The 18667-nt window shown below is 52.5% G+C and carries 19 protein-coding genes; 12 read left to right on the top strand and 7 right to left on the bottom strand.

Annotation, left to right across the window (positions count from 1 at the left end):
- The first annotated feature begins 8 nt into the window (after positions 1-8).
- The 7 genes from B0I18_RS16300 (at position 9) to B0I18_RS16270 (ending at position 4383) form a co-directional block, all read left to right on the top strand.
- Positions 9-587 (top strand): Crp/Fnr family transcriptional regulator, encoded by a 579-nt coding sequence (locus tag B0I18_RS16300; protein ID WP_106523795.1) that lies wholly within the window; start codon positions 9-11, stop codon positions 585-587.
- 72 nt (positions 588-659) lie between these two features.
- Positions 660-1181, top strand: a complete 522-nt coding sequence (locus B0I18_RS16295; protein WP_106523794.1) for a YceI family protein — start codon at positions 660-662, stop codon at positions 1179-1181.
- A gap of 23 nt (positions 1182-1204) precedes the next feature.
- Positions 1205-1423 carry a tautomerase family protein gene (locus B0I18_RS16290; RefSeq protein WP_106523793.1) on the top strand — a complete coding sequence of 73 codons (219 nt, stop codon included), beginning with the start codon at positions 1205-1207 and terminating at the stop codon, positions 1421-1423.
- Between the two features lie 4 nt (positions 1424-1427).
- The gene (locus tag B0I18_RS16285) at positions 1428-2162 is read left to right on the top strand and encodes an SDR family NAD(P)-dependent oxidoreductase (RefSeq protein WP_106523792.1); all 735 of its coding nucleotides are present in this window, start codon (positions 1428-1430) and stop codon (positions 2160-2162) included.
- A gap of 76 nt (positions 2163-2238) precedes the next feature.
- Complete coding sequence (locus B0I18_RS16280; protein ID WP_245882105.1) at positions 2239-2616, top strand: nuclear transport factor 2 family protein; 378 nt, start codon at positions 2239-2241, stop codon at positions 2614-2616.
- A gap of 12 nt (positions 2617-2628) precedes the next feature.
- Positions 2629-3732 carry an NAD(P)H-dependent flavin oxidoreductase gene (locus B0I18_RS16275; RefSeq protein ID WP_106523790.1) on the top strand — a complete coding sequence of 368 codons (1104 nt, stop codon included), beginning with the start codon at positions 2629-2631 and terminating at the stop codon, positions 3730-3732.
- A 141-nt stretch (positions 3733-3873) separates the two neighbouring features.
- A complete protein-coding gene (locus tag B0I18_RS16270) occupies positions 3874-4383 on the top strand; it encodes a VOC family protein (RefSeq protein WP_106523789.1) in 510 nt (169 codons plus the stop codon).
- A 37-nt stretch (positions 4384-4420) separates the two neighbouring features.
- Here the strand turns inward: B0I18_RS16270 and B0I18_RS16265 are convergent, their stop codons facing one another.
- Positions 4421-5032, bottom strand: coding sequence for an SMI1/KNR4 family protein (locus B0I18_RS16265; protein ID WP_106523788.1), 612 nt, complete (start codon positions 5030-5032; stop codon positions 4421-4423).
- A gap of 273 nt (positions 5033-5305) precedes the next feature.
- Between B0I18_RS16265 and B0I18_RS16260 the strand changes: the two genes are divergently transcribed.
- Positions 5306-7411, top strand: coding sequence for a T9SS type A sorting domain-containing protein (locus B0I18_RS16260; protein ID WP_106523787.1), 2106 nt, complete (start codon positions 5306-5308; stop codon positions 7409-7411).
- 225 nt (positions 7412-7636) lie between these two features.
- Here B0I18_RS16260 and B0I18_RS16255 read toward each other — a convergent pair whose 3' ends face one another.
- The 3 genes from B0I18_RS16255 to B0I18_RS16245 all read right to left on the bottom strand — a co-directional run bounded on the left by B0I18_RS16255 (position 7637) and on the right by B0I18_RS16245 (position 10573).
- On the bottom strand, positions 7637-8449 hold the full coding sequence (locus tag B0I18_RS16255; RefSeq protein WP_106523786.1) for a siderophore-interacting protein: 813 nt from the start codon (positions 8447-8449) through the stop codon (positions 7637-7639).
- Positions 8446-9645, bottom strand: coding sequence for an MFS transporter (locus B0I18_RS16250; RefSeq protein WP_106523785.1), 1200 nt, complete (start codon positions 9643-9645; stop codon positions 8446-8448). Before B0I18_RS16250 ends, B0I18_RS16255 begins: the two co-directional genes overlap by 4 nt.
- Positions 9646-9724: 79 nt before the next feature.
- Positions 9725-10573, bottom strand: coding sequence for a helix-turn-helix domain-containing protein (locus tag B0I18_RS16245; protein ID WP_106523784.1), 849 nt, complete (start codon positions 10571-10573; stop codon positions 9725-9727).
- A 261-nt stretch (positions 10574-10834) separates the two neighbouring features.
- Between B0I18_RS16245 and B0I18_RS16240 the strand changes: the two genes are divergently transcribed.
- Both B0I18_RS16240 and B0I18_RS25245 read left to right on the top strand, forming a co-directional pair.
- Positions 10835-11284: an SRPBCC family protein gene (locus B0I18_RS16240; RefSeq protein ID WP_106523783.1), complete on the top strand. Its 450-nt coding sequence runs from the start codon at positions 10835-10837 to the stop codon at positions 11282-11284.
- 620 nt (positions 11285-11904) lie between these two features.
- Positions 11905-12168: a hypothetical protein gene (locus B0I18_RS25245; RefSeq protein WP_219905992.1), complete on the top strand. Its 264-nt coding sequence runs from the start codon at positions 11905-11907 to the stop codon at positions 12166-12168.
- Between the two features lie 109 nt (positions 12169-12277).
- On the opposite strand, the gene B0I18_RS16230 is transcribed toward B0I18_RS25245, so the two are convergent.
- On the bottom strand, positions 12278-13480 hold the full coding sequence (locus tag B0I18_RS16230) for a hypothetical protein (RefSeq protein ID WP_146146771.1): 1203 nt from the start codon (positions 13478-13480) through the stop codon (positions 12278-12280).
- A gap of 177 nt (positions 13481-13657) precedes the next feature.
- Here B0I18_RS16230 and B0I18_RS16225 point away from each other — a divergent pair, with 177 nt between their 5' ends.
- Positions 13658-15124, top strand: a complete 1467-nt coding sequence (locus tag B0I18_RS16225) for a serine hydrolase domain-containing protein (RefSeq protein WP_106523781.1) — start codon at positions 13658-13660, stop codon at positions 15122-15124.
- A gap of 111 nt (positions 15125-15235) precedes the next feature.
- Here the strand turns inward: B0I18_RS16225 and B0I18_RS16220 are convergent, their stop codons facing one another.
- The gene (locus tag B0I18_RS16220; RefSeq protein WP_106523780.1) at positions 15236-15667 is read right to left on the bottom strand and encodes a DUF6194 family protein; all 432 of its coding nucleotides are present in this window, start codon (positions 15665-15667) and stop codon (positions 15236-15238) included.
- A gap of 106 nt (positions 15668-15773) precedes the next feature.
- On the opposite strand from B0I18_RS16220, the gene B0I18_RS16215 reads away from it, so the two are divergent.
- The gene (locus B0I18_RS16215) at positions 15774-16121 is read left to right on the top strand and encodes a winged helix-turn-helix transcriptional regulator (RefSeq protein WP_106523779.1); all 348 of its coding nucleotides are present in this window, start codon (positions 15774-15776) and stop codon (positions 16119-16121) included.
- A gap of 189 nt (positions 16122-16310) precedes the next feature.
- Here B0I18_RS16215 and B0I18_RS16210 read toward each other — a convergent pair whose 3' ends face one another.
- On the bottom strand, positions 16311-18557 hold the full coding sequence (locus tag B0I18_RS16210) for a reprolysin-like metallopeptidase (protein WP_106523778.1): 2247 nt from the start codon (positions 18555-18557) through the stop codon (positions 16311-16313).
- Between the last annotated feature and the right edge of the window lie 110 nt (positions 18558-18667).

Raw genomic sequence — 18667 nt, 5'->3', positions numbered from 1 at the left:
TTTAACGCATGGAAGCAGCAGCCGTTGTTTTAAAAGAGCATATTTCCAAGACCGCCTCCCTGACTGAGGAAGAGTTGAGTTACCTGGCGTCACATTTTAAGCCGCTCTCTTTTAAAAAGGGACAAGTGGTGATCCGGGAAGGCGATAAGGTGGAGCATGAATATTTCGTGCTTTCCGGTTGTCTTAAAGCTTTTTATATCAACGACGAAGTTAAAATGCATATCCTCCAGTTTGCGATGCCCACCTGGTGGACCTCCGACTATAACGCCCTGTATACGCAAACAAAGGCTACTATTAATGTGGACTGTATTACCGATGCTACCTTGCTCAGTTTGTCCAATGCTGACCGCGAGAAGTTGTGCAGGGAAATACACCAGGTCGAACATTTCTTTCGCTGGCGTACCAACAGGGGGTATGTAGCGGCGCAAAAGCGCTTATTATCCCTGATGAATAACGATGCCCGTACCCGTTATGAAGAGCTGCTGCAACTGTACCCCGAACTGTATAGCCTGGTACCCAAGCACCTGATCGCCGCCTACCTGGGCGTTTCGCGCGAAACCCTGAGCCGGCTTTACCATACCCGTTAAGAAAGTGATCCAGGTCACACAACCGGGCTGTAAAGCCATCGTTACTTTGTGTCGTAATTAAAACACAGCGTAATGAAAACACAACAGTTTAAGGTCGACAACACACAAAGCAGGATCGACTGGGAAGGCCGCAAAGTAACCGGCGTACATAACGGAACCATTAACCTGAAGGAGGGCCAGTTGCTGCTCGAAAACGGAAGGCTTAGCGGTGGCAGTTTTACAATCGATATGGCCTCGATCCGCATCCTCGATGTTACCGATCCCGCCACCAATGCCCAATTTGCCGGCCACCTGGCATCCGGTGACTTCTTTGCTACCGAACAGTACCCCGAGGCTTTTTTCCGCATCACCGCCGTAGACCAGGACTACATTACGGGCGATCTGACTATTAAGGGCATTACCCACCCGGTAAGCTTCAGCGCAGCCCTGGCGCTACACGAGGATACCCTCACCGCTAGCGGTAAGATCGTGGTAGACCGTACGCGTTATGGTATCCGGTTCCGTTCCGGCAATTTCTTCAAAAATCTCGGCGATACCCTTATCTACAACGATTTCGATTTAAACGTAACCTTCACCGCAAAAGCCCTTGCATAGGCCTTTGCACAAAAAAGACAATCATGCCGTTCGTAAAAATAGAGCTGACCCGGGAAGGCGTTACCCGGGAACAAAAACAACGCCTGATCAAAGGTATAACCGATCTCATAGAGGAAGTACTTCACAAAGATCCGCAACTGACCCATATCGCGATCCAGGAAATAGAACTGGACAACTGGGGATATGCAGGAGAACAGGTATCCGTATTACGGGAACGAGGTATAACCGCCAATAAAAAATAAACTTATGAAAAAGCAAACCATTATAGTGACCGGCGCTTCCTCCGGTATCGGCAAAGCCATAGCGTCCTACTTTCTTGATCGCGGCGACCAGGTGGTGATCAATTCTGCCAATTCGGTAAAACTGGAGCAAGCCTACCGCGAGCTCGGTGCAGGGCCAGCCCTGGCAGCGGTTCCGGGCAATGTCGCCGACCCGGAAACAGGCCGTAACCTGTTGACCACAGCCCTGCAGCGGTTCGGTTCGGCCGATGTACTGGTCAACAATGCCGGTATATTCGAAACCCGCCCTTTCCTGGAAGTCGATGAGGCTTACCTCGACCGTTTCCTCGATACCAATCTTAAAGGCGCTTTCTTCACGACACAGGCCTTTATCCCGCAAATGCTCCACCAGGGGCAGGGTGTAGTGATCAATATCGGTACACCACTGGTTAACCGCGGTCTGGGCGGTATGCCGGCTGCCGCGCCTATTGCCAGCAAAGGCGCCCTACATGCTTTAACGGTGCAGCTTGCCGCGGAGTTCGGCTGCAGCAATATCCGGGTCAATACCGTAGCGCCGGGTGTGATCCGTACACCGATGCACGGTGAAGAGAGCGATCATATGGCCGCACTGCACCTGGTAAAACGGGTAGGTGAGGTGGAGGATATAGCGGAAATGGTGTATACAGTAGCCAAAAGTAATTTCATCAACGGTGCGATCATCAACGTTGACGGCGGTATGGGCGCGGGCCATAACCTCAGCTGATACTATGAAAATTTTATTGTTTCTTGCCTTGTCAGCTACCGGTTGGTACAGCTCGGGGGCACAAATCAAAACGAATATGGAAACTACAAATGATACCCTGACAATTACAGGGATATTGGAAAATGAGTATTTTAAAGGCATCTACCATGGCGATACCCTGCAGCTGCGCAAGATCTATCACCCGGGCGCCCTGCTCTTCGGCGATGTAAAAGGCATGCCCTATGCCAAAACGCTGGACGAATACCTGGATGCCGTTGCTGGGCGGCAAAGCCCCGAGGCACTGGGTCAAACCGTGGAAGGCTGTATCCTGGATATCCGCGTTGTGAACTCGATTGCCGTTGCGGAGGTCAGGGTAAAGATGTATGACTTTCATTACCATGAGTTCCTTTCCTTTCATAAATTAGCGGGAAGATGGCTGCTTTTCAACAAGATGATGAGCGATACCAACCGATAAAAACCGATAACCATGTGGCATCAGACAAACGTCAGTAAATTGCTGGGCATCGACTACCCGGTATTGCAGGGCCCTTTCGGGGGCAACCTTTCGTCGCCGGCCCTGGTGGCCGCCGTATCCAATGCAGGCGGACTGGGCGGTTACGGCGCTTATACGCACACGCCGCAGGAGATCATAGCCATTGATCAACAGATAAAGGCAGTTACCGCCAGGCCTTACAACCTTAACCTATGGGTTTCGGATACCGACATAGCCGGCGAGGACGGAACCATAACCGATGAAGCCTACGAACAGGCCGCTAACCTGTTCCGGCCCTATTTCGAGGAAGCCGGCATAGACCTGCCCGGCAAGCCGGAACCCTTTCATAGCCGCTTTGCCAACCAGGTACAGGTAGTGCTGGATATACGGCCTAAAGTGTTCAGTTATGTATTCGGCACGCTTCCCCCCGATGTGCTGGAACAATGCCGGAGCAGGGGCATTATAACCATCGGTGCGGCAACAACCCCTGACGAGGCTATAGCGCTCGAGGCCTCGGGTACGGATATGATCGTTGCCTCAGGGTTTGAAGCCGGTGGCCACCGGCCCTCTTTCCAGCAACCGGCAGCGGCTTCGGTTACCGGTACTTTCGTATTGCTCCAGCTGATCCGGGAGCGGGTAAAGCTGCCGCTTATCGCTGCAGGTGGTATTGCCACCGGGCGGGGCATAGCTGCAGCATTGACCCTGGGCGCCGATGCGGTACAGGTCGGCACGGCCTTCCTGGCCTGCGAAGAGTCGAATGCCTTGCCGGTACACCGGCAGATGTTGTTTTCGGAACAGGCCCGCCATACGATGCTTACCCCGGTCTTTACGGGCCGCTTGGGCCGGGGCATCCGCAACAACATGGCTGAAGCGTTACAGAGCCGGGAGGCTTCGCTCATGCCGTTCCCCTTACAAAGCCGGTTTATGGCGGCATTGCGGAAGGCCGCTGTCGAAAAGCAACAATGGGATAAAGTATTATTCTGGGGCGGACAGGTGGCCCCGGTGCTGAAACACAGGAAGGCTGCCGAATTGATGCGGGCATTGGTCGAAGAAGCGAATGAGCGTTATGGGCCGGGGCCGGTGTTAAAGGACGTATAAACCCATTCTGTCTTTAGATGATCAGTGCCAGTAAATTCCGGCGGTAAATTTCGTCGCGAAACACCCTGTAACAGGACGTAAATGCCCCCATGTCCTAGTCGGCGCCTGTTTTAACTTTGTGGGGTATTAAAACAGCAAACGATGGATCATAACAAGAGCATTACCGCGAGCCTGGAGCTGGCACAGATCGGCTGGGTGGTTCCCGATATCGAAGCCGCTGTCAAATTGCTCGGGCAGACCCTGGGCGTTCCCGCTTTTCCGCCGCCGGAGCATGTCCGTGCCGAAGACCTGGCGATGACCTATTACGGCGCTGTAGTACCCGGCGACTGGCTGACCACACAAGCCTATAACGGGCGCATGTTCATCGAGCTGATACAACCGCTTTCCGGCAGCAGTATGTTTCACGATTACCTGCAGCGTTATCCGCTGGGGGGCACGCAGCATATGGCTTTCCGCCTGCCGGTAAGCGGGTTTGCAGCAATTACCGCTGCCTTGCGGGAGCAGGGGCATGCCTTGATCAGCGAGGTGGATCATCCCATTGCACGTATGGCATTTTTCGATACCTACCAGGCCCTGGGCCTGGCTACGGAAATCATGGGCATCACAGCCGAAGGCTGGACTGCGGTACAGTATATGGAGCAGGCGGGGTAAGCATTCCGGAAGTTCTGCATATTGCATTATCGATGTTTTACTCCTCGTCTTCTTCGTCTTCTTCGGGGATAATAAAGGCATATTCCTGCTCCATCAGCTGTTGCAGGTACTCGTCGAAACTGCCGGCAATCACCGCGAAGCTATCCGGGTCATGCAGGAAACGGATCACCTGGCCTTTTGTGCCGCCCGGCCCGGGATTGAAGTCGATAAACAACTGCGAGGTGCCGCCGTTGTTCATACAATCCGAAAAACATAACCATTCCCTGATATTGATATCGGGGTCAATACCGGCGCCGATCAGTTCGGGCATCTCTTCTAAATAAGCGCCATAAACCTCGTTGATACTCCGGTCAAACGATTTTTCCTCCAGTATCTGCGCTACTGATTTCAGGTAGTAGGGGTATTCGTATACATCCGAACCCAGCATCAGCACGCATACTTCGTGTTCGCCATATTGTTGCCAGTAAGTGCCGTTGATACGCGAAAGCAGGTATAATAACGATTCGGGGCAAGCCGGGAACCGGTCTTGCAATTGTTGTAACGCCGCGGCGCCGGCGCCGGAGGTATAGGCCAGTTGCTGCTGGTCCTCTTCGGTAAGATGTTCCTCTAGTCCTGTTAAGTATTGATCTACGATGTTATGGGCTGTCATAGCGTAAAAATAAAGTCTTTATCCCGGTTTACAGGAGAAAAGCAGGAGGCAGGTATCGCAGGCAAAATACAAACGCACAGGGAGCTATTGTAGTGCCCTGTGTAAAATCTTTTATGTTTGGTTATGAGGGGTTAAGAGTTGTTTGATAAATCTATCTGTGTTTTCCGCTAAGAAAATTATTGCGAAGATGTATTTATTTGTTCCGCGACACATGGCCTGGCAGGGCTTGTCGCGCGAAAACCAATTCCTGAATAACCTAAATATATTACAGTGATGAAGAGGAAGTTTTACCTTTTAAGAACCTTATGCGTTGGTACGCTGCTCGCGGGCTGTTGCGGACCATTACAGGCGCAACACATTGCCCTGGACTGGGCCAAACAGGTATCCGGAGCCGGTATCGGGGCCGGCAACAACAACGGCAACGCAATCGCTACCGATGCAGCCGGCAATATATATACCTGTGGCCGTTTTAGCGGTACGGCCGACTTCGATCCGGGACCGGCGGTATACCCGCTTACGGCCAACAGCGCGGCCGACATTTTTGTTATGAAGCAGGACGCCGCGGGGCAGTTGTTGTGGGCCAGGCATATGGGCGGAGCAAGCCCAAGCGCCGATGTAAACCAGGCCGTATCCATAGCCGTCGATGTCACGGGTAATGTATACACTACCGGGATCTATGCCGGTACGGCCGATTTTGATCCCGGGCCGGGTGTTGCCAACCTTACCTATGGCGGCGGGTGGAGCGATGCTTTTATCAGTAAGCTGGATGCCTCAGGTAATTATGTATGGGCCAAATCCTACAGTGGTCCCGGCGATGAAAGCGGTTCGGAGATCGTATTGGACGAATCGGGTAATATCTATACCTATGGCACCTTTACCGGTACTGTAGACTTCGATCCCGGGCCCAACGCCTTTCCTATGACTGCAACCGGTGTAGCGGGTTATGTATCCAAACTGGATGCCTCCGGCAATTTTGTCTGGGCTAAAAAGCTGGCCGGTACCGGCAATTTCCTGTCGGGCAGTATGGCCGTATCTGCTACGGGTAACCTCTACCTGATGGGTAATATTTCCGACGGTCCGGTCGATGTCGATCCGGGTTCGGCAACGGTCAATATACAACCACAGGGCATTCTCGATGCCTGTGTGATCAAACTCGACAATAACGGCAACTTCGGATGGGTACGGCAGATCGGCGGTATGTTCAGTTTTGCCGCCGGTATTAAAATCACGGTCGATAAGCTGGAGCATATTTCCGTTGCGGGGCTTTACCTGGCCGGTATCGACTTCAGTACAGCGCCTGCCATGAGCCTGTCTTCCATAGCTGATGAAGAGATCTTCCTGGCCAAGCTCGATGCTTCGGGTACTTTCCTCTGGACCAAAAGCACCACGGGCAATGCAGGCGCCTCTGCCGAGTTGTACGGGCTTAAGGCAGATCCATATAACAACCTGCTGTTGAGCGGATTTTTTAAAGGTACTGTAGACTTCGATCCGGGCGTCGGTACGGCCAGTATGAGTACGACCAGCAATTCGGTTGCCAACGGTTTTTTTGTGAAACTCGATAATGGTGGTAATTTTAAATGGGCTAAACAGGTGGCAGCGCATGGCTTCAGCTCCTGCAGGGCCATCACCGGCGATGTTTCGGGCAATGTCTATACCACAGGACATTTTAAAGACACCGCTGATTTTGACCCCGGTACCGGTGTCACCAACCTGTATACTACCGGCAGTAAAGAAAATATTTTTGTAGCCCGTTATGCATGCACCGATACCACTTCGTCGGTAATTGTTGAAGCGGGTATACCCTGTACCGGTTATAGCTTCCGGGGCATTACCTACAATCATTCGGGTATTTACACCGTTACCCTGCCCAACGCGGCCGGTTGCGACAGTACCATTACGCTCGACCTGACCATTACACCGTTCCAGGTGGCTATTACCGCTAACCAGTATACTTTGCAGGCTGCTGCGGTATATACGACTTATCAATGGCTTAAAAACGGCAGCGCCGTAGCCGGAGCTACGGCAAGCAGTTACCAGGTTACAGCCAACGGCGCCTATGCCCTGGTAGCGACCAATGCAGAAGGCTGTACCGATACCTCCGATGTGTACACGGTTTCGGGTTATACCGGTATCGACGATATCAACGTTATCGCGGCCGCGATCGAGGTATATCCCAATCCCGCATCGGACGCGGTTTTTATAAATGCACCGCTGCCGGTTAACCTCACACTGACGGATATAACAGGCAAAGTATTATTGCAGGCTCACCAGGCGAAGCGGATCCCCGTGGCGCAACTGGCAGCAGGCGTATACCTGCTGCGTATTACCGACCGCGAGGGCCGTATCCTGAAAACGGAGAAGATCGTCCGGAGCCGGTAAACAAAGACTTGGTGTAAAAATGCGCGCGTCCCCGGCAGCAAGGGGGATGCGCGTTTTTTGTTGTTGCAACCGGGAGAAAGCGTACCAAAAGGGAGCGTCATCCTGAGCGCAGCGGGATAATTTTGAATTTTGAGTTTTGAATTTTGAGCTGTTGAAGAATCGGTTGTCATCCTGAGCGCAGCATCTCATCAAAGGGAGTCGTCATCCTGAGCGCAGCGAAGGATCTCATTGGTTAGCTGGCTTTACCGGAGTCGTCTCCCGGCGCTGCATCTCCGACTGGTCTTCCGATTCGCCCTGCTTCCAGTAAGAAACAATTGAATAGTTAGCCGTTGGCCAGCTCAATTCCTCTTTGAAATAGTGCCGTAACCTTTTCGCGGTATGATACTCTGCAGCGACAAACACAAACGTATCTGCCGGCAGTGTTATTTCTGGCACAGCGTCTGCGAGCAGGCTGCCGGGCCCCAGTTGTTCATTATGGAACCAGAGGGCCTGCAGGCTGGCGCTCGTATGGAGTGGCAATTCATCCGCTTTACCGGGTACTTCTATCAGCGTCGTCACCTGTGCAGTTGGCGCTACCTGCTCCAGCATAGTGGCGATAACGGGTAGCGCCGTGGCATCACCCACAAACAGGTAATTGGTTGCTTCCGGGAACAGTGGCCTGCCCGGTATTTTCATGGCAAGACCCAATTGGCTGCCCGGCCCGGCGCGGTGTGCCCAGTACGAGGCAGGACCGGTATCGCCGTGGGCTACAAAGTCGACCCACAGCTCCTGCCGGTCCGGGTCTATGCGCCGTGTGGTGTAGGTGCGTTGTACCGCGGGCAAAAGGCCTTCGGGTACGGGCTCGCCCGGGAAGATTACGGTTGTTATGCCGGGTGGCGGCAGGTAGATCTTATTGTTGGCCCCGGCACGGGCCCTGCTGAACAATAATACCTGTTCGTCGGACATATGGCATACGATCCGCGTGTAATGCGGGCTCAGGCTTATCTTTTCTTTAACCGTGAATACCGAACGTTCGGCTTGTTTTTTTATGGGGTTCATGACTGACTTGTTTTTTTGCTGTTCAGGAATAAAATAAAGGCGGCTAACAGCCCGCTCACTGCGCCGAATACATATACTGCCTGGTAACTGTACCAACCCGCTATGATGCCCGCTGCGGGCCCTGCCAGGCCTAAGGCTAGGTCGAAGAAGGCGGCATAAGCGCCCAGCGCAGTACCCCGCATTTGCGGCGCTACCTTTTTAATCGCCAGTACGCCCAGCGCTGGGAAGATCAGCGAGAAGCCAATGCCGGTAAGGCTGCAGCCCAGGATCACAACGGCCGGTGAGGATGCCGTAAAGATCAGCAGTTGTCCTGCCACCTCCACAGCCAGCGAAACCAGGGCTACCCGGTAACCGCCAAAACGGTCGGGGAGGGACGAAAAGAATACCCGGGTGAGGATATAAAATGCACCGAAGGTCATAAAGGCCATAGATGGGTTGCCCCAATGCTGCTGGCTGAACAGCAATGCGATAAAGGAAGAGATACAGGCAAAGCCAATGGAAGCGAATGCCAGGCCCAGGCCCTGGGGCGCGATCAGGCCAATCACCTTGTAGAAGGGTGTCCGTACGTGACCCGTATCGACGGGCAAATTGGCCAGCCGGTAAGTAACCACCCAGCTGAGCACCGGGAGCAGGATAATCGTGGCAAACACATAACTGATGCCCAGTGTGCTTTTCATGGTGATCGCAAGCGGTGCGCCCACGGCTATGCCGGCATACATGGCAATCCCGTTCCAGGTCATCACCTTGCCCGACTTTTGCGGGCCTACGAGGCCTATGCCCCAGGTGAGTGCGCCGGTAACGGCCAGGCTTTCGGATATGCCATGCACGATACGGGCCAGTATAATCAGGCACAGGGCTGGTAGTATATAAGTGTCGATCATCGATGCACCTATATAGATGAGGCCGGAAAGCAGGATCAGGGCCAGGCCGGCATGCTTGCTGGTTTTGGCGCCTTTGGTATCGGTCAGTTTGCCGGCATAAGCGCGGGTTAAGAGGGTGGCCAGCGACTGCAGGCCGGCTACGATGCCCACCACCAGGGCGCTGCATTGCAGTTCATTTTTTACATAAGCGGGCAGGGTGCCCAGGGTCATACCCACGGTCAGGTATACGGAAAATACAGACAGGATAACGGGGGTAATGGTCCCGGCAAAACTCTTTTCAGGGATTCCGGGGATAGCTTGGTTTTTTTCAGACATTTTGTATCGTATTGAAGAATAAATTTTACGGATACAAAATTAGAAAGGGTAGAGGGCCCGGCAGATGGCTATCTCAGGGCTATGATTGGACAAATAATGGTTTCGTGTCGCGGAAGGCCAATGCCGTCATCCCGGCATGCCTTTTAAAGAAGCGCGAAAAGTAAGCATGATCCTCGTAACCCAGGTCATAGGCGATCTGTTTTACATCCATGGCGGTATAACAAAGCATACGTTTCGCTTCCAGCAATACTTCCTGGTGGATCCAGTAACTGGCCGGGAAACCGGTTATTTCTTTTACCACTTCGTTCAGGTACAAAGGCGTTATATGCAGGGCCGCCGCATACGCCTTTACCTGCTTCATTTCGCGGTAGCGGGTATTGATCATCTGTTTGAAATGTACGAAAGTATGGTACTTCTGCCCGCCTACCAGGTTGGTGGTATGCTGCGCCTGTACCAGCTTCGAAGCTACCAGTGCGGCCAGGGTGTCCGACAGCGAGCCGGCCAGGCTTTTCTTCAGGGCGAGTGCAGGTCCGTTCAGCACTTCGTCCAGCGCAGGTACCAGGGTAAAGAGGGTATCGCCCTTATCGATGCCGGCCGATTGGCATATATGTAAGCAACTGTCGAGGATATTCCTGCATTGGCTGGAGATCAGGGGGCTGTCTATAAATACGAACCAGCCTTTGGCCCGTTTAAAGTCGAGGTAATGGTGTACCTGGCCCGGCGCGATAAAGCATACCGAAGGCTGGCGTAAAACAATCCTGTTGAAGTCCACTTCCCATGCGAAGCTGCCGGCCTGCAGGAGCACGAACATATAATGGTCGTCCCGGTGCGGGATATGTTGCATGGTATTCAGGCTGGAAATGGGTTGCAGGTCGAGGCCTACAGGGCCCAGTTCGTCTTTGTGGAGCAGGATTGCCGGTCTCTTCATCCGGGTATATTTAAGAATATTGCTGTAAAAGTACGGATTGCAGGGCGTTATCGTTATCGCAAGTCCTGGTGCCCTTTTACGGGGTCGCAAATAACCCGCTAGTTTGTCGTATACAGCCGCTGCCGGAGTCGGATATTACCATCATCTTTGTACTGTTGATCGCTTACCGGTAAAGCGAGCGGCAAAAGATGGAGCAGCGACCATGTCAAAAACGGGCGAAACCGAAAAGCCATAAGAGTAGGAACCCTAAATATTAATAAGATGTCAGACAATAGCGTTTCCTTACACCGCGTACTCAAAGCCTCGCCCGACAAAGTATACCGGGCCTTTACCGATGCCCTGGCCATTGCCTCCTGGCTGCCGCCTTATGGTTTCCTGTGCACGGTTCATGAAATGGATGTAAAACAGCAAGGTACTTTCCGTATGTCGTTCCAGAACTTCAGTACCGGTAACAGCCATTCTTTTGGCGGCACATACCTGGAAGTCAAACCCGGCGAATTCCTGAAATACACCGATAAGTTCGACGATCCTAACCTGCCGGGCGAAATGATCACATCCGTTTGGCTGCGTAAGACATCGGTTGGTACCGATATTAAAATTACACAGGAAGGTATTCCTGCCGTTATTCCAGCGGAGATGTGTTACCTGGGCTGGCAGGAGTCGCTCGAAAAACTTGCAAAGCTGGTAGAGCCCGTAATCCCGGATGCTTAGTTTTTAAAAAACCTTTAACCCGCAGCCACCAGGCCCTGGTGGCTGCTTTACATAGCCATTGATCCGCGGGATGATGCGGCATATGCACCCGGGGGTAATGCACCACAGGTTAATAATGGCTGTACGCTTTACAGGGCTTTTCATTGCACCGGTTCCTTGTGTATAAAAATATGATCGAACACTTACCTTTTTTCCTGCCGCTTATTTTCGCATTGACGTATTGCTTACCTTGTTCCTGTTGATGCAGGCATGGCGACATGTTATCCCCGCCGGTAGCCGCAGTAAACCCGGCCTCGTGCTTGCCGTAGGTATAGCCTGGCTAGGCTTTCAGGCCGCCTTAACGTTATCGGGCCGGTATGTAGACGATACACGTTCCTTTCCCCCTGCTATTTTATGGATGGGAGTTCTGCCTGCCTTACTGGTTATCGCACTGCTGTTTATATTGCCGCGCGGACGGCGGTTTATAGATGCGCTGCCTTTATACAGGCTTAGCTGGATCCATGTGGTGCGGATCCCGGTAGAACTGGTATTGTATGGCTTGTATGTATATCGCTGTGTACCGGGCCTTATGACCTTCGCCGGACATAATTTTGATATCCTGGCGGGTATCTCCGCCCCCCTTGATCGCTTATTATGTGCATCGCCGCAAAAGCCCTGACCGGCGGCTGCTGCTGGCCTGGAACCTTGCTGGTCTTGTTTTGCTGATCAATATTGTCGTGAGCGCGGTACTGGCTGCTCCTTCCCCCATACAACGCCTGGCCTTCGATCAGCCCAATATCGCTATCCTGTATTTCCCCTTTAGCTGGTTGCCGGTATTCGTAGTACCCGTAGTGTTATTTTGTCACCTGGCCGCAATACGGCAACTGTTGGCTGCGAGGCGCTAAGGCCTGTATTGTTTTTATCCTGTTGTAAAAGGCGGATGGCCCTTCTTTTTACCTTAGTCGTAATCTGTACTCCGGGTTGTTATGTTTATCGCCTGCCTTGGGCCTGTTGTCAATCCTGGTCGGTAAGTTCTTCCTTAAGTTGCAGGTTAAGCCAGCCCTTTATCCCGTTTTTTAGTTGGAACCGTACGAAACCGGATGTGGGTTTGCCCAGGTAGCGGTATGCCGGTTCGGTATGTACCGGGTAGATGCCTTTAAGTCCATCGCGGCAGATCAGCAGCTTCAGGTAACCCTGGTTGTCGAAACGGCTGATGCTATCCATAACCGGGGGCAACAGCTCCTTGCAGGCAAGGTCGGTCCCGGTGTATACGTAACTATGCTTTTGCCGGTTATGCGCGCGTACCGTATCTTCCCGGGCCAGCGGTTCCAGGAATATATTGCAGGCCGTGGTTTTCTGATCCCGTGAGGCGAGCAGGAAATACCGGGTGCGTTCTATACGGTCGTAAGTGCCCGGTAATAACCGGATACCAAAATCGTCGGTAAGCACTTCGCGGTTGTCATCGGTATGTTCAACAAAATAGTTATTGTTAGGAAGGTTGTTGTTGCGTACCACTTGTTTTACCTGCTCTTCCTCTTTCTTCCAGGCAACATCGGCCTTTAGCCGCTCCACCGGTAATCGATGAAAGGCATGATCTTTGAGGAAGATATACAGACCACTGTGCAGCGGCAGCAGGAAACCTTCGTCCCGTTGGTACAGCACGATATGCCGGTCTGCACGCAACTGTAGCAGCACAAAGTCTTTTACGTAAAAGTCGTATTCCGGCACAACTACATTGCTGTCGTTGCGCCGGCTCTTATCGTAGTAGATGTCTTGTATCAGCGCCTTGCCCGGGTTGAACAGGCCCAGGATGCTGTATGCGGTATCCCCGTTACGGGTTTCGGTTACCCGGTACCGGTATTGCAGGTGCCGGAAGAGCGCAGCTGCGCTGACCGCTTCCAGTTGGTTGATGTCGACGATACTGTCGCCAGGGTGGAAAAGGTCCTGTGACCATTGCCAGGCGCCGGTTTTGCGGGGCAGTGTACTGCCGTTTTCGATCACGTTGCCCAACACGGGGAATACCTGGCGGTATAAGGTGTCTTGCTGCTCATAAAACGAAAGTGTCCCGGAGCCGGGCTGGTAGCTGATCCGGTCGATATGCTCCAGGCGCAATACCGTTTGGGCGTATGCCGGCAGTAGCGGGCAATACCACAGCAATATCCCGGTTAGCCATGTGAGGACCCGGTAATAAATGGCTTGCCGGTGTATAACAGGCACGTATCGGTCGTTTGCGGGCATAGGGAGGTTGCGGACAGGTAAACCAAATCTAATCATTATCTGTGAAAAACAGGGCGACCGGATACTAAAAGAACAAACCTAACGTTAAGAGCAGAAGCAATCTGGCATGAAAATAAACAGTATATTGCTAATCCCCTAAAAACCATCAAACCAAGCATGCGTTCTTTATTTTTATCTCTCCTTGCCCTGGCGGGCAGCTGGCAAACCTTTGCCCAGCAAGACCCTGCATCATCACAAAAAAACGCAGAAGAATCACTACGCGCGGGCATATTTGCCGAACCCAATATGGATTATGTTACCTACACCATTCCCCAGCGGATGAAGGAACTTAAGGTAAATGGAGCCAGCGTAACAGTGATCGACAATGGGCGCATAACCTGGACCCGGGGTTATGGTCTTAAAGATGTTTCGGAGCCCGGCTCCCTGGTCGATACGGCCACCTTGTTTCAATGTGCCTCGATTGGTAAAGTGGTAACGGCGCTGGCCGCGTTACAACTCATAAAAGAAGGACGCATAGGCCTGGATGAACCGGTAAACCAGAAATTGAAAAGCTGGAAAATACCCGCCTCAAAAGGTATGGAGCAGGAGGTAACCCTGCGCCACCTGTTGTCGCATACCGCTGGTTTCGACGATGACTATGGCTTCGAAGGTTATGACCCGCAGCAACCGTTGCCGGGCCTGATACCAATGCTTAACGGCGAACGCCCGGCCAATATAAAAAAGAAACTGATCGTAAAAACAAAGCCGGGCAAAACGGAGCGTTACTCAGGCGGCGGCTACCTGGTGGTACAGCAGCTTATCGAAGACCTTAGCGGGCAAAGCTTTGAGCAATATGTAACCACTACTTTGTTCAGTCCCCTGCACATGAGACACAGTACTTACGCGTGTTGCCCCGACGTACAGGGTAATAACAATATGGCCCGCGGACATGATGAAAAGGGGAAGGTCGATAAAAAACTGAAATATAAAGTATATCCCGAAATGGCTGCAGCCGGCTTCTGGACTACATCTTATGACCTGGCCCTGCTGGTGCTGGAGATCCAGAAAGGCCGCAAGGGACAATCAACTATACTTCCCGATAGCAGCCTGTTGCGGGAGATGCTGCGGCCGCAGATCAATACTACCGGCCTGGGCATGCACCTGAAAGGATATAAAGACGTATCGGCCTTTTGGCATTCGGGTAATAATGCGGGTTATACCGCTTTGTTGTTCGGTACCTTAGAAGGGCAGGGCGCCATCGTAATGACCAATTCCGACGATGGGATTACCCTGGCCCTGGATGTGATCCGCAGCATAGCCAATACTTATCAATGGCCTGCCATGCAAACCCTGCACCTCCACCCGGCTGTGGCTACGGAAGAGCAAACGCTTATGGGCAGTTATGGCCGTGCTCCGGGTACGGTAGCTGTAGTGGGAGCGGATCCGAAGGGGCTTTACCTTCAACCTTCCGGCTCCGGCCCGCGATTGAGGATTTACCGCTTAACCGACGGCGCCTATACGATCCAGCAGAAGCCCGATCATTTCCGTTTGTATTTCACTAAGGACGAAACGGGTAAAGTAAGCGCCTTACGCTTCGAACAGGATTGCGGTACACAGGTAGGTACGCTGGAAAAGACGAACTAGTGATCATAAAGTATTGCCTTTAATCCTGGATAGGATTAACCAGCAACGCCATCCCTTATCCGGGATGGCGTTGCTGCATGGGCCTAATACCCCGGATCGCAATGAAGCGGATCAAATTCCGGGTATGCTTCCGGAGCCCCCGTGTTTCTTTTCGTAACGCTTTTGGGCCAGGTTGTAGGCCGCATCGATCAGCCCGAAGCTCCGGGATAGGTTGTCGCCTTCGGGGTTGAGAATGCATACATAATATTGTTTGGCATAGTGTGGATGAGGCATCCATACGTTCAGCGCGGTATAGTCGGGCGCGGCGCCGGTATGCGGCAACAAGCCCTGGTACTGTTCTTTGGGCAATCCTATATTTACCCGGTATACGCCTTCCCGGTCGAGGTTCGAGTCCCGGTCGCCCTCCTGGTCGGCTGTGGCCAGGGTCAAAAAGGGCATCATCTGCTCCTGCCCGTAGAAATAAAAGATATAACCGGCGCTTTCAAGCCGGGTAGCGCCCGGCAGCCTGGTGGTTATGTATTGTTCGATAGCAATTATAGACATATGGGGTGGTATTGGTTAGACCGCAAATGTCTGACCCCTGGTTTATATTTGCAAGTAGTTATCTTTTTGGTAAATAATAACAGGAAGTAAAGCATTGTTGATCCTCATGGCCTTACAAACAAAAAAAGAAATCAAAAAAGTTGCGCCCTGTCCTTTTCGGGAAACGATGGACCTTATTTCCGGTAAATGGACCATGTCCATTATCAATACGCTGATGAGCGGGACGCTTCGTTTTAAAGAACTCGAACGCAGTATAACCGGGATCAATACCCGCATGCTGGTCCAGGAGCTGAAGCAGCTCGAAAGCAAGGGTATCGTAAAACGGCAGGCTTATGCGACGGTACCGCCTACGGTGGAATATTCGCTCACGGAAAAAGGGCTATCGCTCAAACCGGTTACGCAGGCCCTGCAGGACTGGGCCATAGCGCAATTCGGGGCAAATACCCGGGGATAAGCTGGCGTATATTGCCCTGGTAAGCTTTAGTTGGGCGGCCCGGGTTCTCCCAAAGGCGCGCTATCGATAGTACCCGGACCTAAAAAAATCCGGGCCATCCCCTTTAACTGGGATTGGCCCGGATTGTTGGTTATACCTTGCAGTATACTATATAAGACTGTATCCTGACTGGTATCAAAAGGATACCATTTATTGCAGCACGATCTTTTTAACCGATTGTTTTGCAGTATTGTTGTCTGTCAGGCTCAGGAAATAAGCGCCTCTTGGCAGATGGGCCACATCGAGCGTAAACTCACCTTTGTAGTCACCTTTACTGATTTGCTGTCCGAGTATATTGAACAGCACCACCCTGAATGTAGCGTTTGGTGTTTTGGTGCGGACAAATACCTGGCGGGTAGCCGGGTTGGGGTATACTGCAGCAATATCTTCATTGTCCTGGTCTTTAATACCCGTCGGATCGCCGTTGAGCTTAATCACGCCTTTGTTGACATCGAAGAACACATTGCCCGATCCTTTTACTTTAACCCTGGCTTGCTCGGCATATACATTCGGTACGGTCACATTATAGCTGCCGTTATTGGGCGCATTGGCTACCAGCAGGTAGGGGAAGCTTTTTCCGTTATCGCGGGAAAGGTAGATGTTTACCCATTTGCAGCGTACGGAATCGCCGTCTGTACCGCCTACATCCCAACGGATGGTCTTGGTTTGACCGGGTTCCCAGGTTTCGGGGTCGGCTTGCGAAGTAACCCTGAATTTGCTGGCATTGGCATCTACTTTTAACACCAGGCTGTTATCGGTCGTATTAAAGGTACCCCAACCCTGGTTCAGGCTTCTTACCGTTAATTTGAAATTAAGGTCGCGTACCTTTTTGGGCAGGCGTTCACCGGGCTCTTCATACATATTGTTGATGATGGTGCTTACCGGCGGGTGGGAAAGGGAACGGCTGGTATCGGGGTAGAAAGACCTTAAGGACGGGCCTTCTGTGGCATCGCCGTTTTCGGCTTCCTTACCACCGGCATTGCCGATATCATATTGTTCCCAGCAATAGGTGATCTGCGCGGTGCCTGCTATAGTTGCCAGCGGTGCGGTCAGTTCTATAGGGGTTTCTTTCGGGATAAACAGCGGCGTGCTGCTGACAGCCGGTACGGTTACCGGGGCATTGCCGGTTACGGTACTGCCGCAGGTCGGGATCGTGGCTACATAGGTGGTAATCTGCCTCAGGCTGTTTACATGCCAGTACAGGCTTTGTCCTTCCTGTACCACATCGCCGGTACATACATTGGCATAGGCCATCAGGGTACCGCCGCCACCGGGTTCGTAGCCATCCTGCTCGCTTTGCTGGCCGCCGCATTGGCCGCCTTTGGACTGGAAGGTATGTTTGGCAGAGTGCTGGTGGGCAAGCTCGTGGGTAATGGCGATGATATCGTCGGGGCCGCCGGAACCGCTGGCCGAAAAGCCTTTGTTGCTGGCTGCGCATAAGGTATTGAGCTGGGCGATACCGCCGCCTACAGTGCTGAGTGTATGCCCGATATCGTAGTTCTGTACACCGATTACGGTATCGATATTACCGCCGCGGTTAAGCAGCGATTGGTTACTGTTGGCTTCTGCCGTACTGAACGGATCAGTAGCAGGGTTTACGTAAACGATGTTCTGGTTATTGGCAACCAGTTTAAAGCTTTCGGATACCTCGCGTTCATACACCCCGTTCATACGGTTAACCGTGCTCACGATGATGTTCATGGTTTGCGTTACCGTAGGCGTAGCGACGCCGGTTACGGATATCGCATATTCGCCGGTGCAGGAGAGGGCAAGGCGGAAAGTACGGCGTTGGCTGCCATTGGTCTTTTTCAGGTTCTGGAAATCATTGCCTTCGTTTACCGTTGTGCGTGCGCCGTTATCCGGGGCGGGCAGGTCGGTATTGAGCCCGCAGTTGCCCTGGAACGACTGGGTTATTTTATCGGTATAAAAGGCGAGGTAAAAACCGTCAGCATCCCTGCTGTAGGGATCGATAAAGAAGGATTGGCTGCCGTCGTAAACCATGGCGCGGAAGCCGTACAGGGTATAGTCTATTTTTGCGGTTACATTCGGATCATCCTCGGCAACTGCGGTATAGGTGCGGATTTCGGGGAATTGACGGGCCAATTCGGGCTCCATAACGGGTGTTTCCCATACCCTGAAGGTACGGAAGCCATTGCCCGGCGTGGGCAAGGTTAGGGCACGGGCCTGCTGATCGTTGGCCGGCAGGCTGTTCAGGAAGCTTTGCATGCGCGCCTGGTCGAGTGCGAAAACCCGATAATCTTTCGGCTTAACGGTCATCGGGGAACGGGAAGGGGCCTCTTTCCCTTCGAAACGGCTCCAGTAGTTATCCGCGGCTTGTGTTGCAGCAGGTCCCAGCAGGACCAGCGCCAATGTAGCCAGCATTGTAGATTTTGACATAATGTAGAGAATAATAATCAGTAAAATCAGCCATCAGGCATGTGCGCCTTGTACCATTGCTATCGGCATACAAGATAAAACGATAGCATTTATTAACACTGCGAAATAAC

Source organism: Taibaiella chishuiensis, assembly GCF_003014535.1.
Classification (GTDB): Bacteria; Bacteroidota; Bacteroidia; order Chitinophagales; family Chitinophagaceae; genus Taibaiella; species Taibaiella chishuiensis.
This window is presented reverse-complemented; position numbering and strand designations above follow the sequence as displayed.

Coding starts and splice junctions, on each gene's coding strand:
- B0I18_RS16280 (WP_245882105.1), top strand. CDS start 2,239: ATGGAAACTACAAATGATACCCTGACAATTACAGGGATATTGGAAAAT.
- B0I18_RS16255 (WP_106523786.1), bottom strand. CDS start 8,449: ATGAACCCCATAAAAAAACAAGCCGAACGTTCGGTATTCACGGTTAAA.
- B0I18_RS16270 (WP_106523789.1), top strand. CDS start 3,874: ATGGATCATAACAAGAGCATTACCGCGAGCCTGGAGCTGGCACAGATC.
- B0I18_RS16250 (WP_106523785.1), bottom strand. CDS start 9,645: ATGTCTGAAAAAAACCAAGCTATCCCCGGAATCCCTGAAAAGAGTTTT.
- B0I18_RS16300 (WP_106523795.1), top strand. CDS start 9: ATGGAAGCAGCAGCCGTTGTTTTAAAAGAGCATATTTCCAAGACCGCC.
- B0I18_RS16265 (WP_106523788.1), bottom strand. CDS start 5,032: ATGACAGCCCATAACATCGTAGATCAATACTTAACAGGACTAGAGGAA.
- B0I18_RS16295 (WP_106523794.1), top strand. CDS start 660: ATGAAAACACAACAGTTTAAGGTCGACAACACACAAAGCAGGATCGAC.
- B0I18_RS16215 (WP_106523779.1), top strand. CDS start 15,774: ATGGCCTTACAAACAAAAAAAGAAATCAAAAAAGTTGCGCCCTGTCCT.
- B0I18_RS16220 (WP_106523780.1), bottom strand. CDS start 15,667: ATGTCTATAATTGCTATCGAACAATACATAACCACCAGGCTGCCGGGC.
- B0I18_RS16245 (WP_106523784.1), bottom strand. CDS start 10,573: ATGAAGAGACCGGCAATCCTGCTCCACAAAGACGAACTGGGCCCTGTA.
- B0I18_RS16275 (WP_106523790.1), top strand. CDS start 2,629: ATGTGGCATCAGACAAACGTCAGTAAATTGCTGGGCATCGACTACCCG.
- B0I18_RS16285 (WP_106523792.1), top strand. CDS start 1,428: ATGAAAAAGCAAACCATTATAGTGACCGGCGCTTCCTCCGGTATCGGC.
- B0I18_RS16290 (WP_106523793.1), top strand. CDS start 1,205: ATGCCGTTCGTAAAAATAGAGCTGACCCGGGAAGGCGTTACCCGGGAA.
- B0I18_RS16260 (WP_106523787.1), top strand. CDS start 5,306: ATGAAGAGGAAGTTTTACCTTTTAAGAACCTTATGCGTTGGTACGCTG.
- B0I18_RS16210 (WP_106523778.1), bottom strand. CDS start 18,557: ATGTCAAAATCTACAATGCTGGCTACATTGGCGCTGGTCCTGCTGGGA.
- B0I18_RS16240 (WP_106523783.1), top strand. CDS start 10,835: ATGTCAGACAATAGCGTTTCCTTACACCGCGTACTCAAAGCCTCGCCC.
- B0I18_RS16225 (WP_106523781.1), top strand. CDS start 13,658: ATGCGTTCTTTATTTTTATCTCTCCTTGCCCTGGCGGGCAGCTGGCAA.